Source organism: Chitinophaga sp. (genome assembly GCF_039596135.1).
Lineage (GTDB): Bacteria > Bacteroidota > Bacteroidia > Chitinophagales > Chitinophagaceae > Chitinophaga.
In genome coordinates this window covers 1-16,753 of the sequence record NZ_JBCNKH010000023.1, presented here as the reverse complement: position 1 = coordinate 16,753, position 16,753 = coordinate 1, and the positions used below count along the sequence as shown (strand labels likewise).

The following is a 16,753-nucleotide window of genomic DNA, read 5'->3' as shown; positions in this document are numbered from 1 at the left end:
GATTGGAACTGATAAGGCAATCTTTGAGTAAATTTGAATCAGTAAGTATTCATATGTCAAAAGAAAAGCAAAGCAACATCGAGGAGTATCATCTCAACAAGCACCAGCCTGGACAGGATCAGTTCAGGATATATGATCTAAATACTTATCTTGGCAAGAACAGTGAGAATACTACCCGACCGCACATTCACAGCTATTATCAGATCATCTGGTTTTATTCGGGCGTGGGTAGTCATTATGTAGACTTTGTGAAGCATGATGTAACGGACCAGATGATATTTTGCATCGCCAGGAACCAGGTGCATTGCTTTGATCATCATCCTGGCTACGAGGGTGTATTACTTCACTTCAATGAAACTTTCCTTGCACAGTCTGACGAGACAGACTTCTTTTTAAAATGTAATTTATTCAGCAGCCCTTACCAGCAGCCGGGTTGTAAGATAGACGCCGCCACCGTTCAAAAGTTAAATACCATTATTCAGCAAATAAAGGCGGAGCTGGAAGAGAACAATGAGTTTGGAAGAGATGAGATAATCAGGGCCTATCTTAAATCATTCCTGATATTGGTGCAGCGTACCAAACAACTTTCGGGCGGTCAGCAATTTGCTTCATTTGCAGCAGATGATAAACGTATGCAGCTTGTAAGGTTTTTTAATTTAGTTGAACAACACTACAAAAAAGGATTAGCTGTCAATGAATATGCACGGCTGCTTCATATTTCTGCAAGAACCTTGTCTGACCTGACAAGTCAGCTGATCAATAAAACGCCTTCGCAAATGATCCAGGAGCGGATCATTTTGGAGGCACAGCGATTGCTTACGCATTCAAGCCTGAACATAAACCAGATAGGATACCGGATGGGTTTTGACGATCCTTCGTATTTCGTGAAGTACTTTAAGAAGCATACGAAGATGTCGCCTTCAGACTTCCGGAAGGCCATTGCCTGATATTACCATTCCTTTTCGCAGTTGTACATTTTCAATCTGTGACCCTATAGTGAATTTTGCAATAAATAAAAACTTAATGAAATGAGTAAAGCATATTTGCAAATCACTATGCGGATTGACGCGGCAGACAGGCCAGCTGCAGCAGGGGTTTATCAGCAATACAAAGCTCCCTTTCTGGATACTATTCAGGGTGCGAAGGCAAAGGAATTATTAATCCGGGAAGAGGATGTACAGGTATTGCATGAATTTGATGCAGCAGAAAATGCGCAGGGGTATTTGAAAAGTGAATTGTTTAACCAGGATGTGGTAGTTGCATTGAAGCCTTATTTAAAGAGTAATCCTGAGGTGAGGGTTTACACGGTGGCGTAGTTAAAATAAAAAAAGGAAGGCCGTTCAATTGATTGGCCTTTCCTTTATTTTGTGACAGATTGCTAGTTATTGAATTGTATAGGAAAATGAAACGGGATTGATAATAATATTACCTGTATTATCTGCAACTATAGGCAATTTCATAAAAAGTCCTATCGCGTCTTTTTTAAATTTACATTCACTTTTTCACCCTCGTTTTTTATGGTCACTATTTTTTTGACGGTAGCAGAAGCATTGGTGTCATAGGCATATTGGTTGCCATTGAGATTAGCGAGCATCAGATACCTATTGGAAGATATTATAGAGAAAGGGTGCAGGAGGTGCTTAGGAAGGGAGGATAGTTGTGATTAAACAATTTCATTTTCCCATTCTCAACTTCCTCCGCAAAGCATTGAACCCCTTATATTTCGCCGTACCCAGGGCAAAGCTAAAATCAGCCGCATATTTATTTTCAAACCCTTTAATCTGTGCAATCTTCGCATTCTTGTGGCAATCTGTACAACGGGTACCCTGCTGATAGGTCTCCAATGTTACATTCGCTACCCGATATGCTTCTGAGGGCTGAGAAGATGGAATATTTACAGGTACGACCTGTGGCGTGTCAGGGAGCCCCGGCGCATTAGAAGACCACATTACATTCACCAGTTGATAATATTGCCATACAGAAGAAGGGAACCGTTCCCTGATCGCATTCTGCATGAAACTATTCGTTGCTTTAGCCCTGTTTTCAATAGGATTTGATCTCACCACCTGGATCGGTAACGGTGGTACACCATACCCCAGCTTATAAGGTGGATTCATATTAGGAATACAGGAAAGCGTGACAGGATTGCGGGAAGTATCAAAAGGCAAAGCTTCTTTTGGAACAGTAAATGAAGTATCCCGGCAATGTGGATTGAAGAAGTTGTAATGCCCGGTATCAGTTGCATTGTCAGGGGCATTATCTACATGTTCAAAGGTAGCGAACACCCAGGTAGACTGGGATTGGGTTTTGTGGAGTATGTGCAGACCTACCAGGGCAACCCATGTATAGCGCGGGTTTTGAGAACCGGGATCCACCACTGCCACCCTGGCTAATTTATACCTTCGCCATTTCACATTGGTAGTATCTTTCACCTCCATCCATGCGGCTTTCATCTCTATCGCACCCGTCACATTTCCAGTGGGCTGCCCGGATGGGAAGACAATGGGCTTACCCGCTTTTACTGAATCTAACTGGGCATGTGCATCATAGTATTTGTTGTTGACTACAAAATTATAGATATCGTGATTGAGGCGGATATCATACCATAAGTTGGTACCATTTTGCGCGCCCAGCCATTTAGGATTTTTTTCCAATCCTGCCTGTTCCGATTCGAGGGAATCAAACCCATCGGATACATTCTCTTCAAATTTGCTGGTAGCTTCCATATATTCAGTAGTACTAAGCAATCGTCTATCCAGCCGGGAAGCAGTACGCAGCATGGTAGTACTCATAAATAGATTATGCTGATTCCAGGGGCGGGGTACAGCCCCTTCAGCAGGAAATAATTCAGAGCGGGATATGAAAGTCTGCCATTGCACAGGTCGCATGTCGAGGGGTTTTCCAAAATCATTTCCGGATGAAGGCCAGTTCAGCGTAATAAATTCCCACCATCCAAAGCAATTGGCGTCTTGCTGACTGCCAATGCCAAATGGCATATCGCCAGGCACATTACCGTCAAAATTGATATTAGTACCGGCACAGTTACAGCTGGGCACAGGCGCCTGGGAGGCGCCGGAAACGGCTCTCCCAGGAATCGCATGTGACAAAATGTAAATGATACCCGCGATGGCGATGGCAACAAATAGGGTTTTCTTATACATGATTATTTAAGATTTAAAATGTAAGGCCATTCAACACCGTCATAGTTTAATGCAGGGTATGTGACAAGGATTTTATATTCCTCATTGAGGTCTATATCAGGATTTGGATGTACATTCAAGTACAGCGCCCATGCTTCTGAAGGATAAGAGTTACCGGGCGTAGCATAATATATTTTTTCAGGCGGCTTCGTAACACTGACACGGAAAGTGAAAGCGTTCTTAATCCTGATAACCGGAGACCCATACTGGTCGGGATCGAGCAGATAACCCATTGTGAGCACCATTGGATAACTCTGCCCTCTTGTGAGCACGGGAGGAACATAAGAACTGTTGCTTAACAAAGGAATATCCTGACCAACAGGATTTTTTATCGTAGTGTTGATCATTGCTTTGAATACATCCTCATGGAACAACTGCAATGGCTGTGGAAGCATGTTTGTAGCATCGTCTGCACATGGACTTTTAGGCGATTTTTTCGTGCCCGCACGATACTCACCCATGATCCTCATGGTGAAGGTTTCTGCTACCTGTCCTGCCCAATCAATATTTTTACCATTGATCTTGATATCATAAACAGTAAGATTGGTGGAGGCCGGTACTTCCAGGGTAAGATGCAGGATATAATCATCTACTGTGCCACCACCATTTGACTGTGCCTGATGGCCTCTTCTTACATGGAGGAAATCCTGGATCTTGTAACCTGAAGGCACTTCGAAAAGGCTGAGGTCGGGCATTTGTATATATAAACCCGGAGGGTTCTTCAGCGTTACCTGGTTACTGATCCCATCATTGTTCTTTACAATGGTATTAATCTTTCCACCAATATTAGGATCGCTATTCCTGTTTACCTGTCCATACTGTGAGCAGCAGCACAGATCATTAAAGTTCCCGTAATTTTTTTCTCTCAGAATGGTAGCCAGGCTGGCCAGGCCAATTTCGGTCTGCAGCGTATTCGGGGTACTGGTCAGGTGCATGGCGCCTCCGCTGGTAGTAGTTGCTTTAGGTCCGGAATTGAAAGCATTCAGGGGATTGTATGCAGGCAAACCTGTGGAAGGGTCGATTATTACCTGTTTGGTATTTGGATCTGTCAGGTAAAGATCTTCTTTGCGCACTGTCTTGTCCAGCGTGTTCGAATAAATTTCTGCAACTCTATCCGGATCTATCTGCCACAAACTATAAAAATACTCAGGGTTCTCGCAGGTAAAGTCAATGCGGGTGATCTTGTTATTAGCGTTCCGGATCACCGCCCATTCACAGTATTCATCCTGCCAGCCTCTGGGGCCGTATGGTCCAAAGGGTTTGGTATCGGTATCTGCTTTATTACATGGATCGGCAGGAACAGGAGGGAAAGAAATAGTCTCGTTCGCATCCTGGTAACCGGTGTCTGCCAGCCTGTAGTAAGTATCAGGATCATTAAACTGAAAATATCCTCTTATTCTGCCTGGAAAAGGGGACCATTCAATAGGTGCGGGGCTCCATGGACCCGCATCGTCCTGCGTAGGGTCAATGTAATCGATAGAATGATCTGAATAGACCTGTGTATAAGGATTACCAAGAATAGCCTGATGCGTGAAACCGGTAAGATTTCTATGCCAGAGGTTATTCAACAATGCCTGTTTGGCTGGTTGGTCCTGGAGGTCCTGAACATCTGCAGGGGTTTTAAATCTAAATCCGTTATCCTTTACACTGGTCGTCTCCTGCTGGGAGACAAGGGTTTCTTGTTCCATAGTCTGGTAGTTTTAAATGTGAGGAATATGGGAATAGTAATACGAACCGGTTTTTTGCCGGCGTATATTTATGGATGTCATTAAATAATACAGGAGGGCTGGTTTTCAAGGACACAATAGTTCTTTCATGCATAAATGTTATGCCTGCCTGTAACAAAATAATAAAGGTGCATTACATGCTGATCAAATCCCAATCCGGAACAATGCAGAAAAAGATGATTGTTGTTTGTTTAGATTTACGTGTGTGGTAGTTTGGTATTTTGAGTTGTAAGTATTAGTTCTTCGTTGTCATAAAGGTAACGTTATTTCATGCATAGTAACAAATATTTTACGCATAAAGTATTTATTGTGAGTTGGTTATTATTGGGGTATTTAGTAATATGATGCTCTTTCAATATAAAAAAAACACCGGTCTTTTATGACCGGTGTTTTTTAATGTTATTCCAGTGTACATGTCAATGTACCATATCCTAACTGATCGTATCCGCCGGAGCCGGAACCATAGTTACCTCCGCCACCTTCTGGTCTTACTTGCTCTGCATACCGGGTACTGTATGGTGCAGACAAGCCTTTACGTTTTACATAGTGGTTGTATACCAGTTCCCATACAGGGCGTGTGTTACCCCGTGATGCATCGCTGATCACGGTTTGGGATACTCCTACACAATTGGAATAGGTTACAAATGGAACATCTTCCATCAGGTTATATTTTGCTATATATTCTGCTCCTTTAAGAAAACGGTTATCATCATAGCCATACATATCGTCACCCTGGCTCCATGCCATTTCACAGAATGCGCCCATCAGTGCAACCCCCAGCATGGTATGGCCCTGATCCCGGCCGCTTTCCTGCCATTGACCAGATCCGTCAGGATGGATATAATAGACTGCATTCCCAATAGCGCCATTGCCGGGGCCATATTTAAAGTAACTGATTGCCTCGTTATAGATATCCCTGTCATCGCAGAGTACTCCTATCGCCAATACGGAACACATGTTGCATAGATCCCAGTTGGCATAGTAATGAGACATACATTTCTCCTTTCTTGTAAGGAAGGTATGATTTACTGTGTAAAATACTTTTAGCATCATTCGCTGAAAGCGGGCAAGGTCAGATGCACTCCAGCCTTTATAGCTCCTCATGATTTCTCCTGCATTGGCAAATTCATAACCATACAGGCCGGCTGCCAGTATAGAGTCGTTGGAGCCAGCAAGCCTTGTAAGACTGGAAGACCAGGCATTCATAATTGAAATAGACTTCTTTGCATAGGCGTCATCTCCCGAAACCTTCCATCTCAGAGCGGTAGCATATGCTGCTGCTACATCGTTGTACAACAGGGAATAATTCTCATCGTGCACCCCATCGCTGCCTCTGTATACGATTGATACAGGGTTAGTGCTCCAGGTGAGTGAGGAATGGGCATTGGCAGTCAATAGATTCCATCCGGACAGCCAGGGCTCGGCGCCGGCAGCTACTTTTGCCTTCATACGGTCAAATGAGGTCTGTGTGCTTAACAGACCCGGATGTACGAATGCAGTGTCATGGTCATTGATAGGTAATGGAGCGGTTGTTGATTCTCCATCTTTTTTACATGCGACAGCTACGAATAAAGTAAGTGCACAGATTAACACTGACAGGCTTTTCTTCATAAGATTCCAGGTTTTTCGGTTGTTCACTGAATAAGATGCTATGGGAAATGTCGATTATCCCATTTTAATACGGCTAAATTAATAAATACAATTAAATAGTAATATTAAAATTGTGAAAACACCTGGAAGTATCAGAGATTTTGCTTTATTTTTTCACGGTGGTTGACGCCCCAGTTGATCAAAATTTCCACAACCGGGAAAACTTCCCGTCCGTAGGGTGTGATAGCGTAGCTGACTGTCACTGGCCGTGTATCCATGACTGTGCGGGTTACCAGTAAGTTGATTTCCAGGTCCTGTAGTTCTTTCGATAGCATTTTTGCAGATATGCCTTCTACCTCACGTTGAATTTTTTTGAAGGTATTTGTTTCATTGACATGGTTATTTAAATGGCGCATTATTCTTAATTTCCATTTGCCCCCTAAAATTTCAAAACTGTCGCGTATTGCGTTCAGTTCCTGCTCGCATGTTAATTCCTGTTTGTCCTGATTTTTCATTTGAAAGTAGGTTAACCATAGGTTACTGGTTACTCCTGATTAACCCATAATAAAAGTAAACTATTAATCTCTAATTTTGGCCAATAACAAATAAGGAAATGAAGACACTTGATTATTATGTACTGGATGTTTTTACTGACCAGCGATATAAAGGTAACCAGCTATCTGTAGTGTATATTGATCATGAGCTCGATATGGAACAATACCATGATATTTCCCGGGAGTTTGGTTATTCGGAAACCTCGTTTGTAACTTATTCGACAGCAGAAAATGTTTTCAAAGTCAGGTCATTTACGCCAGCCAGATTTGAGGTGGCAGGCGCGGGGCATAATCTTCTTGGGGCCGTCTGCCTCGCGCTGTTAAAGAAATGGGATATTTTCAAAAACCAGGGAGAGGCGCCCTGGGTATTAATAGGAGACGTCAAAGTGCCTTTAAAAATAACGACGGAAGCCGGGTTGCCTTATGTTGCGATGAAGCAAAGTCAGGCTAAAATAATCGGAACGGTTCCTGCCGGGGAAATTGCTGAAGCGGTGGGGTTAAGTATCGATGAACTTGCGCTGAATAATTTTGGAATTAATATTGTTCAGACGGAGGTTCCGCATTTAATGGTACCTGTAAAGGACCTGGAGTCACTTGAAAAAGCGGTGTCAAATAAATCATTACTGAAAAAGATATCGGAGAAATTTCATTTCGAAGGGTATTATTTATTTACGACTCAGCGTTCCGATCAAAAGTACATAGCGGAGACAAGATTTTTTAACCCGGGTATCGGAATTGATGAAGATCCGGCTACGGGCACCGCTGCGGGGCCGTTAGCCGGATATCTTGAAATGCTTGGTTATATCAAAAAAGAGTATGATTACCTGATACTGCAGGGAAAATATGTGGAACATCCATCCACTATTCGTGTCAACGTTGTTGAGGATGGAATATGGGTGAGTGGTTCATCGACAATTGTGATGGAAGGAAAGATTTATTTGTGAAAATTAAAAAAATCAGGATACCCGCTTCAATTTATAAGGATACACCTTACCGGCCGCCCATTGTGCCACATATAAATTGTGATCCCTGTCTACACATACATCATGCGGGTGCACAAAGATTTTATCTGTCTGGTACATGGGTTGCAGCTGTCCATCTTTATATATCGGCTCGCTACCTCCTATATTGCTCACCACTTTATTATCCCGGTCTAGTATGGTTACAAATCCACTCCCTTCTTTATTCATATCAGGAGAGCGGAGCACTGCTGCATATAGCAGGTCGCCCTGCACTACCGGCCGGCATACACAGGCACCGGGCAGGCGTATGATATCCTGTAATTTCCCTTCCTGAGAAAAGCGCTTAAAACAATTACGTGTCCGGTCTGTGACCAGGAGTGATCCATCTTTGCTGCGTGGGTCCAGCAATATGCCATGTGCATTATCCAGGTGTTCATCTCCTTCGCCACGGCCACCGAAATAGTTTAGTAAATGCCCTTTGCTGTTATAATGTAAGATGTACTGTTCTCCATAACCGTCTGCAATGAAAATATCTCCGTTGGCCGCAATCGTTGTTTCTGTGGGCACAAATTTCTCTGCCTGCTTATATAAGCCGTTCTCAATTGGCGCGTCGATAGTAAGCAGGATCTGGCCACTTAAGGTAGTCTTATATACCTGGTGTTTTACTGTATCTGTGATGTAGAGGAATTCGGTGCCGTTTTCATCATGAATGGTTAGTCCGTGTGCACCAGGAAATGCGTGTCCCCAGCTGTCGAGTAATTGACCTTTCGTATCGTAAATTAGTATATTGTTTTTCGTTTCGTTGGTAAGCAGAAAAATACGTCCTTTTTTATCCTGCACCATTTCATGGCAATCATTGACCGGGTATTGCTGTGGGTTACATTTACTCCATGTGGTATCAAGAGTGTATTGAACATGATTGTGGCCGTATACAGGTCCTTTATCACGGGCAAAAAGTCCGTTGGCCAGCCAGATGCCGCCCAGCGATAACGATGCATTGCGAATAAACTGTCTGCGGGAATTATTGATCCTGTGTTTCATATAGCGTGGTTGTAGAAGGTGATTTTTTTAACGATTCAAGGTAAGCGCGTTTTACAACGACGGCGGTTTTGTGATCACCGGTATGGCTCCACCCCGGAGGCATAAAGATGTAGCGGATTTTATTCATGATACCGGGCGCTTTCCATACATCCAGTGCCAGGTAATAGAATTCGCCGAAGTACACGTCAAAGAAATTACGGTTGTTTACATTCCGGGTTACTCCGTATTCAATAGGCTCTTTAGGATCTTCGTATTGAAAAGTGCCAAATACCCTGTCCCATATGTTTAACAGGTTACAAAAATTAGTATCCATGTATAGTGGGTTCTTTGCATGATGTACCCGGTGGTGAGACGGTGTCAGGATCCATTTGTTCAGAAATCCCAGTCGCCCGTTTTTGAGGATGTTTTCTCCTACATGGATAAAGCCACCCCAGAAACCATCGATGAACATAATGAAGAACAGCAGGGGCGGGTTGACTCCTGCCAGTATACATACCGTGGTGCGGATCACATCTGCATAAGCGCCTTCCAGGAAAAAATGCGCATAGCTTACAGAGAGGTTCATTGTCTGGGGCATATGATGCGTGGCATGCAGGCACCAGAACAAGCGGACCCTGTGCCCCCAATAATGATACAGGAAGTGTCCGAATTCCCATACGATATAACCGTAGATGAGCCAATACCAGGTAAAGGTGGTTTTAAAAATGGCATATTTTTCAAATACACCAATACAGAACGCAATCGCTGCAATAGAGAGAAAGCGACCGATGACGCGGTTGACGACAAAGATTAAAAAAGGCATCCGATAGTCTTCTATCTTAAAACGCTTATAGACGAGTGCCCGTGTTATTTCAATTAATAACAGGAAAGGAAGGACCGGGGATATGGCGCCTAATATACCATTTAAAGTCAGCAGTGCGCTATAATTGCCGGTATGGTACATTTCAAGCAGGGCATTGAGTCCCATGAAGCCGATCACTTCATTGTACAATGTGTGGAGCAAACCCATACGTGGATATTTATTGGTTGAGGGAAAACTACTAATTAATTTATTAATTGTATATGGTTGAAGGAGATCCTGACAGAATTATGAAAAACTTCAAACATAGGCTACATACATAGTGTGGAGTATGTATGGTATCTATATCAAAATAAAAAGAGCCTGTATCAGGTAAGATACAGGCTCTTGCCAATGTACGGTAGCAGAAGGTCATGCTGCTACCAGAAAAATACCTTGTTGCTATTTCGATTTTACATTCACTGCTACCCTGCGGTTGATGGCACGACCTTCCGGTGTACTATTATCACCTACGGGGTAAAGTGGCCCATAGCCTGCAGTACTGGTTATTTGTCCTGCTTTAACACCTTCTGCACTGAGTTTGGCGGCAACAGCTTCGGCTCTTTTTTGCGATAGTGTTACGTTATTGGCCGAGTCGCCGGTGTTATCGGTGTAGCCTCCTATTTTAAAGGTGGCACCAGGGAAGGCTTTCATAATTAAAGCCAGGTTATGTAATTGGGTCAGTGAGGCATCTGTAATGGTAGCACCACCTGTTTTAAAGCTCACTCCCGTAAAGTTAAACCAGTTGCCTTTGGCAGTATCTACATGAAGACTGTTGTCAGATAAGAACCTGAATAAAGCTGCTTCTGTACTTTGTTCCCCTACATTCAGTGTGCCGGCATTATTTGGTAGTTGAATGGTAATAGGGGCGCCTGTATTATAAACGTAATCGCCGGTGAGGGAGTCTACCTTGCCTTCCGGAAGAGTAACCGCTGTTTTATCAACAGCTATAGTAGAGTCGTTACTAACGGCAACGGTAGTATCAGGTTTATTACAGCCACCTTTAAACAAATACCAGGCTAGCAGGACAACGGCAAGCACCAATATAACAGGCAGCCATTTGTTGCCACCGATGGTTTTGCTGCGGGGAAAGTGAGCGCTGCCCGAAACCGCATCCGAGATCTTACTACCTATCGGTCCCAGGCTGCTTAACAGTCCGGTAATGCCAAGCCCGGCGGGTATAGCATTGGTAATAAAATTTTTCTGGTCGCCCAGGAAGGAAATGATACCCTGTGTATCCAGGTGGTTATCCCTGGCATAAGTGCTTGCAGCGGTAACAGCTGCCGGTGCAGCTGATTGCAATATAGAACTGGCTGAACTGCTTTTAATACCTGCAAATCCTGCCAGGGTTTGGGTAATCGTTTCTGTTTTTTCTCCAAAAATCTGCTGTAGTATGTTTGCGCCGGAAGTGTTGGAGACGCCGTTCTTAATCAAACCAATAAGGCCGCCGGAGCCTCCCTGTACTTTACTGATAAGGCCTGAAATTATGGCCGGTAATGCTCCGCTCAGGGCTTTTTCCACCCCACTTTCACTTTCACCAAGCGAACTGGCTGTTTTGGAAACAAACTCGCTGGATAAATAGTTTTTCGCTACTTCTAATAAATTAAATGACATGGTTTTGATTTTTAAGTAGTTAACACCATGTTTAGTAAAAGGTTTATCAAAATGCCTGATTATTTTTATCTCACCTGTTTATGGTGCACTGTAAAATCTTCCAATTGCGGTATTTCATATACGATCGCCTGTGTTATTTCAATCAATAATAGGGAAAGCATTTTATGAAAAAATTCAGACATGCATAATATTCATTTGTAATAACTGAAAGATGAGTTGTCTGAAATAGTTTTGGTCCTGATACTCTACGTCTATTATTAACAAAATGTTTCTTCGCGATTTTTTTTTGTAGTTAAGAACAAAGAATATATTTTTGCTCTGTGTCTGATAGCACCAAGAGAACCCGAAAAATTGAGTAACCCGACACTTACCACAAATATCAGGCTCCAAACAGATAATTCATAAGAACCCAGGAGGGATGGGACATTCCGTGAAACATACAGGGGATAGCCATGTAGGGGGAATGCGGAGGGGTAGATAATTCGATGAATGACTTTTTTCTCATTATTCAAATAAAATCTAAATGTATTACTGATCTGACACGACTGGTTAACCTTTGACGCCTATAGACGAACAATTATTTATAGTATATCCTTACTTTGCAAAGCCACCAATGCTGCAGGGGATGGGGTATGCCGTGAGTTCCTTCAAAATATAAGTTCCACCAAACCAACGATCAAGCGAACTATAAAACCTTATTATTATGCATTTCACAATTTAGATACAGAAATAGGTATTGAAGCAGCACTTCCTTTAACATGAATTTTAAAAAAGGACATCAGTTTACAATAGTAGACTGAGCGGGATTTGTATGTCTTCAATATTCTTAGTTAACTCAAATTATAACTACTACATGGTTCCAATGAGCATGAAAAAAACGGATGCCAATGTAAGCAGTTTCCTTATCGCGAACAGTAAAGCCTATCCTGAAAAGGCTGCATTTGTTATTCTCAGTATTGAAGAGGAAGAACCTCGCACCACCACCTACGGAGAGCTGGAAACATGCGTAAAACAGGTAGCCAACCTGTTACATCAGCAGCAGTTAAAAGACAAAATGGTTCTGATGATTTATCAGGACATGCGATCGTTTATTATTGCCTTTCTTGCCTGTCAGTATGCAGGCGTGATTGCTGTTCCTGTGCCTTTTGCAAAAGGGCGTAAACAGTTGTCAAGAATCAATGGCATCCTTGCTGACACACAGGCCAATACAATACTTTGTACGGAGGATACGCTACCATTGCTGACTGAAGAACTGCCACAAGGGGTACTGTTATTGCCGACTGATAGCAAAGATTTACCGGGTGCAGATTTCCCGCCTGTTACTACCAACATTGCATTTTTACAATACACTTCCGGATCGGTGGGGGTGCCCAAGGGCGTGATTGTAAGCGGTAGAAATTTATTGCACAATGAGCAATTAATAAAGGAGACATTTGGTACCGATGAAGATACGATAGTGTTATCATGGCTTCCTTTTCATCATGATATGGGCCTGATTGGAAATGTGTTGCAAACGATATATACCGGCTGTACCTGTATACTCATGTCTCCCCTACACTTTATGCAACGACCATTGGCCTGGCTGGAAAATATTGCAAAATATAAAGTCACACATAGTGGAGGTCCCAACTTTGCATATGATCTTTGTGTAGAAAGAATCACCTCTGAAGAAGCGGCTACACTGGATCTCTCTTCGTGGAAAGTAGCCTACAATGGTGCTGAGCCTTTGCATGCTGCTACCTTACAGCGGTTCAGCGATCATTTTCGCGTGTCGGGATTCAGCGGGCATGCATATATGCCCTGTTACGGTATGGCAGAAGCTACGTTACTGGTATCTGCCGTTAAAAGTGCTCCTGCACCAGTCATTCTTCATATAGACAAGGAGGCCTGTGAAAAGGGCCGGATTGAATTGACTGTTGCTGGTGAAGATGCGAAAGCGGTGGTGAGTTCCGGTAAGCCTGCAAAAGGGATGTATGTTAAAATAGTGTCTCTTACCGAACAGCGTGAATGTGGTGAGCTGGAAGAAGGTGAAATATGTATAGCCGGCGAAAGTGTGACCAGTGGCTACTGGAACCGGGATAATTCAACTTTGTTTCATGCGCAATACCTCCGCACGGGGGACCTTGGATTTATGTATAAAGGGGAGTTGTATGTACATGGGCGGGTGAAAGAAATGCTGATTGTAAGAGGTAAAAACATCTATCCTTATGATGTTGAAGAATGTGTGGTAGCATGTTCGGCAATGATTGAGACAAATGGCGTAGCCGTATTTGCAGTGGGTGATGATAACCAGATTGTGGTGGTAGCCGAGATCAAACGTGCATTTATCAATCATTACGATGCTCCTGCTATGATTGCTGCTATAGACAGAACGGTAGCTGGTGAATTGGGGGTATCGCCGCATGATATTGTGCTCACAACACCTTTGGGTATTCCGAGAACAACCAGTGGAAAGCTGCAACGTGTGAGATGTAAACAGTTTTACGAGCAGCAGTTATTTAAAGTTGTGGCAGCAAAATCACTACTGGCAAGCGCCACCCCTGCTGCGGGCAGAAACAGCTCACTGCTGGAGCAGTTGCTGGAAACACCTTCTTATGATCACATTCTGCTGTATATAGCTGATATGATTGCAGATAAAACCGGGGAGCGGTTTTCTGTACTGCCTGATGCCAACACCGATCTTACATCGCTGGGTATAGACTCCCTGCGTGCTATGGAGATGATCAACACTATTAATGAAGAATTGTCTGTTCACCTGGATGCAACTAAAATACACCAGCACAATACATTGTCAGAACTATGCATGACTATTGAAGCACTGACATGGTTGAAAACGGGAGATGCCACTGCGTCGGGTAAAGAAATTATGATATGAAGACCCCTGAAATCATTGCTACACTAAAGTCTTATAAAGTTAATCTTCGGCTGGCCGGCGATCAGTTACAGCTGACTGGCCAGACAGGCGATTTGCCGGCTGCACTTGTGGAGCTGGTAAGGAACCATAAGGAAGAGTTGATTGCACTGCTTAAACAGGATAATGGTAAGATACAGCCGTTGCCGTTGCAGCCTCATTACCCTGCCACTGATGCACAGCGCAGCCTTTGGGTATTGCAGCAGCTGGATGGTGCTGTTGGCGCCTATAATATTGTCACCAGTCTGCATTTGAAAGGGAAGGTGGACGCAGTGCAGCTGAACAAAGCTTTTCAGCAGGTTGTAGCACGGCATGAAAGCCTGCGTACGGTATTTAGGGAAGTGGATGGGGTACTGTGTCAGATCATTAATGATACGACTTCTTTTGCTATCAGTGTGGAGGATATTTCTGCATCACCGCGTGATTACCTGATAGGACGGATAGAAGAACTGAGCCACCAGCCTTTTGATTTGGAAAAAGGACCTTTACTGCAGGTGGAGCTGCTACAGGTGGCACCAGATGAATATGCCTTGCTGATAGCCATGCATCATATAGTAAGTGATGGATGGTCTATAAAAGTTTTCCTGCAGGAAGTGATGCAGCATTATAATGGGAGACCGTTGTCCACGCACTTGCAATATAAAGATTGCGCTGCCTGGTTAGAGCAACGTATCACAGAGAAATCAGCATTGTTTTGGCAAGGGCAGTTTGCCGATGGCGTTACGCCCATGGTATTGCCGGCAGACCTGAACAGGCCGGCTGTGCGCTCATTTGAAGGTAGTATTGCAAAGTTTTTTCCGGGGGTAGATTTTTACCCTGTAGTGCTTGCATTTTGTAAGCAGCATAGCTGTACTCCATTTACATTTTTCAGGGCAGCATTAACGGTACTGTTACATAAATTATCCGGCCATGATAAGGTGGTAATGGGTTCACCCGTGGCGGGCCGTATTCATGGAGAGCTGTTGCAGCAGATAGGGTTATATGTGAATACGCTGCCGCTGTCGTATAAGATAGATGCAGAAGAACCGTTTACGGCGATGCTGCGCAACGTGAGTGCTGCAGATGCACAGGCTTTTGCCCACCAGGAATATCCTTTTTCCCGGATGGCAGAAGCACTGCCTTTTCAGTGGGATCCGGCAAGGAATCCATTGTTTGATGTGATGCTGGTACTGCAGGATACGGCGTGGGGAGAAGGAAGAATTGCATGGGGAAATGAGCTGGTGCTGGATCAGCTGGACCGCTACCTGTATGGTGATGTGGAAGTCATTCATCGGAAAGCACCATCTAAGTTCGACCTGACTTTTAATTTAGGGAATGATCCGGATAACAGGTTTTACGTGGAGGTGGAATATGCTACACGTGTTTTTACCAAAGAAAATATTGTTTCGTTCTATCGTGCTTACCAATATATTATCCGGCAGGTGCTTGCGCAGCCGGAGATAAAAATAAGAGCTGTTGAGATTGCGGAAGAGAAACATTTGCTGCTGCACACATTCAACGATACCGATGTATTGCTGGAAGGGGATAAAACAGTGGTGGACCTGATCGAAGACCAGGTATTGCGTACACCTGCTGCCACCGCATTGTTATATGAGGGCCGGTCATTCACTTATAACCAGATAAATGAACTGGCTAACAGGTTGGCCAATTATCTGCGGGATGTTTATCATATAACCGCAGACGACCTGGTGGGCATACGGCAGGAGCGGAATGAATGGATGATTATATCACTGCTGGCGGTATTGAAGGCAGGAGGAGCGTATGTACCTATTGATCCTGCATATCCTGAAGAAAGAATTGCTTACATACTGGATGACAGCCGGTGTAAGGTGCTGTTGGATATAAGGGAATTGCAGCAATTTTTATATGTGGCAGATGAATATGCAGGAGAGAATATATTGATCAGCAGGAAGCCGGAAGACCTGGCATATGTTATTTATACCTCCGGGTCTACCGGTCGCCCCAAGGGGGTGATGATTACGCATGGCAATGTGCGGGCGTTTATGGAATGGTGCCGGGAGGAGTTTGTAGAAGCGTACGAGGTGGTATTGGGTGTTACTTCTATTTGTTTTGATCTTTCTGTATTTGAGATTTTTTATACGCTGATGAGCGGGCGGCAGTTACGCCTGTTGTCAAGTGCGTTGGATATACCGCAATACCTGGATAGTACGCGGTTGTTATTGCTGAACACAGTTCCCAGCGTGGTGAGCCATTTGCTGAGTGAGAGGGCTGACCTAAGCAGGGTGCGGGTATTAAATATGGCCGGAGAGCCTGTGCCGCCGGCGGTGGTGAGACAGCTTGATCTGGCAGGGATAG

Annotated in this window: 12 protein-coding genes; 5 read left to right on the top strand and 7 right to left on the bottom strand. The window is 43.8% G+C overall.

Annotation, left to right across the window (positions count from 1 at the left end):
* The first annotated feature begins 53 nt into the window (after nt 1–53).
* Both ABDW16_RS15150 and ABDW16_RS15145 read left to right on the top strand, forming a co-directional pair.
* Complete coding sequence (locus ABDW16_RS15150) at nt 54–947, top strand: helix-turn-helix transcriptional regulator (RefSeq protein WP_343670801.1); 894 nt, start codon at nt 54–56, stop codon at nt 945–947.
* A gap of 81 nt (nt 948–1,028) precedes the next feature.
* Complete coding sequence (locus ABDW16_RS15145; protein ID WP_343670800.1) at nt 1,029–1,316, top strand: hypothetical protein; 288 nt, start codon at nt 1,029–1,031, stop codon at nt 1,314–1,316.
* A gap of 357 nt (nt 1,317–1,673) precedes the next feature.
* Here the strand turns inward: ABDW16_RS15145 and ABDW16_RS15140 are convergent, their stop codons facing one another.
* From ABDW16_RS15140 to ABDW16_RS15125, 4 genes are all read right to left on the bottom strand, one after another.
* Nucleotides 1,674–3,161, bottom strand: a complete 1,488-nt coding sequence (locus tag ABDW16_RS15140) for a hypothetical protein (RefSeq protein ID WP_343670799.1) — start codon at nt 3,159–3,161, stop codon at nt 1,674–1,676.
* A 2-nt stretch (nt 3,162–3,163) separates the two neighbouring features.
* Nucleotides 3,164–4,888: a hypothetical protein gene (locus tag ABDW16_RS15135; RefSeq protein ID WP_343670798.1), complete on the bottom strand. Its 1,725-nt coding sequence runs from the start codon at nt 4,886–4,888 to the stop codon at nt 3,164–3,166.
* Between the two features lie 438 nt (nt 4,889–5,326).
* A complete protein-coding gene (locus ABDW16_RS15130; protein ID WP_343670797.1) occupies nt 5,327–6,538 on the bottom strand; it encodes an alginate lyase family protein in 1,212 nt (403 codons plus the stop codon).
* 131 nt (nt 6,539–6,669) lie between these two features.
* The gene (locus ABDW16_RS15125) at nt 6,670–7,032 is read right to left on the bottom strand and encodes a helix-turn-helix domain-containing protein (protein ID WP_343670795.1); all 363 of its coding nucleotides are present in this window, start codon (nt 7,030–7,032) and stop codon (nt 6,670–6,672) included.
* Between the two features lie 98 nt (nt 7,033–7,130).
* Here ABDW16_RS15125 and ABDW16_RS15120 point away from each other — a divergent pair, with 98 nt between their 5' ends.
* A complete protein-coding gene (locus tag ABDW16_RS15120; protein WP_343670793.1) occupies nt 7,131–8,015 on the top strand; it encodes a PhzF family phenazine biosynthesis protein in 885 nt (294 codons plus the stop codon).
* 12 nt (nt 8,016–8,027) lie between these two features.
* On the opposite strand, the gene ABDW16_RS15115 is transcribed toward ABDW16_RS15120, so the two are convergent.
* From ABDW16_RS15115 to ABDW16_RS15105, 3 genes are all read right to left on the bottom strand, one after another.
* Complete coding sequence (locus ABDW16_RS15115) at nt 8,028–9,074, bottom strand: 6-bladed beta-propeller (protein ID WP_343670791.1); 1,047 nt, start codon at nt 9,072–9,074, stop codon at nt 8,028–8,030.
* Complete coding sequence (locus ABDW16_RS15110; RefSeq protein WP_343670790.1) at nt 9,055–10,083, bottom strand: sterol desaturase family protein; 1,029 nt, start codon at nt 10,081–10,083, stop codon at nt 9,055–9,057. The genes ABDW16_RS15115 and ABDW16_RS15110 overlap by 20 nt, the downstream gene beginning before the upstream one ends.
* Before the next feature lie 231 nt (nt 10,084–10,314).
* On the bottom strand, nt 10,315–11,526 hold the full coding sequence (locus ABDW16_RS15105; RefSeq protein WP_343670789.1) for an OmpA family protein: 1,212 nt from the start codon (nt 11,524–11,526) through the stop codon (nt 10,315–10,317).
* Between the two features lie 862 nt (nt 11,527–12,388).
* On the opposite strand from ABDW16_RS15105, the gene ABDW16_RS15100 reads away from it, so the two are divergent.
* Both ABDW16_RS15100 and ABDW16_RS15095 read left to right on the top strand, forming a co-directional pair.
* Nucleotides 12,389–14,401: an AMP-binding protein gene (locus ABDW16_RS15100; protein WP_343670788.1), complete on the top strand. Its 2,013-nt coding sequence runs from the start codon at nt 12,389–12,391 to the stop codon at nt 14,399–14,401.
* On the top strand, nt 14,398–16,753 hold a 2,356-nt coding region (locus ABDW16_RS15095), incomplete at its 3' end, for a condensation domain-containing protein (RefSeq protein ID WP_343670786.1). The genes ABDW16_RS15100 and ABDW16_RS15095, both read left to right, overlap by 4 nt.

Excerpts from the sequence above, each read along its gene's own strand:
- ABDW16_RS15150 (WP_343670801.1), top strand. The coding sequence starts at position 54 with ATGTCAAAAGAAAAGCAAAGCAACATCGAGGAGTATCATCTCAACAAG.
- ABDW16_RS15110 (WP_343670790.1), bottom strand. The coding sequence starts at position 10,083 with ATGGGTTTGCTCCACACATTGTACAATGAAGTGATCGGCTTCATGGGA.
- ABDW16_RS15105 (WP_343670789.1), bottom strand. The coding sequence starts at position 11,526 with ATGTCATTTAATTTATTAGAAGTAGCGAAAAACTATTTATCCAGCGAG.
- ABDW16_RS15140 (WP_343670799.1), bottom strand. The coding sequence starts at position 3,161 with ATGTATAAGAAAACCCTATTTGTTGCCATCGCCATCGCGGGTATCATT.
- ABDW16_RS15130 (WP_343670797.1), bottom strand. The coding sequence starts at position 6,538 with ATGAAGAAAAGCCTGTCAGTGTTAATCTGTGCACTTACTTTATTCGTA.
- ABDW16_RS15120 (WP_343670793.1), top strand. The coding sequence starts at position 7,131 with ATGAAGACACTTGATTATTATGTACTGGATGTTTTTACTGACCAGCGA.
- ABDW16_RS15135 (WP_343670798.1), bottom strand. The coding sequence starts at position 4,888 with ATGGAACAAGAAACCCTTGTCTCCCAGCAGGAGACGACCAGTGTAAAG.
- ABDW16_RS15115 (WP_343670791.1), bottom strand. The coding sequence starts at position 9,074 with ATGAAACACAGGATCAATAATTCCCGCAGACAGTTTATTCGCAATGCA.
- ABDW16_RS15100 (WP_343670788.1), top strand. The coding sequence starts at position 12,389 with ATGAGCATGAAAAAAACGGATGCCAATGTAAGCAGTTTCCTTATCGCG.
- ABDW16_RS15145 (WP_343670800.1), top strand. The coding sequence starts at position 1,029 with ATGAGTAAAGCATATTTGCAAATCACTATGCGGATTGACGCGGCAGAC.
- ABDW16_RS15125 (WP_343670795.1), bottom strand. The coding sequence starts at position 7,032 with ATGAAAAATCAGGACAAACAGGAATTAACATGCGAGCAGGAACTGAAC.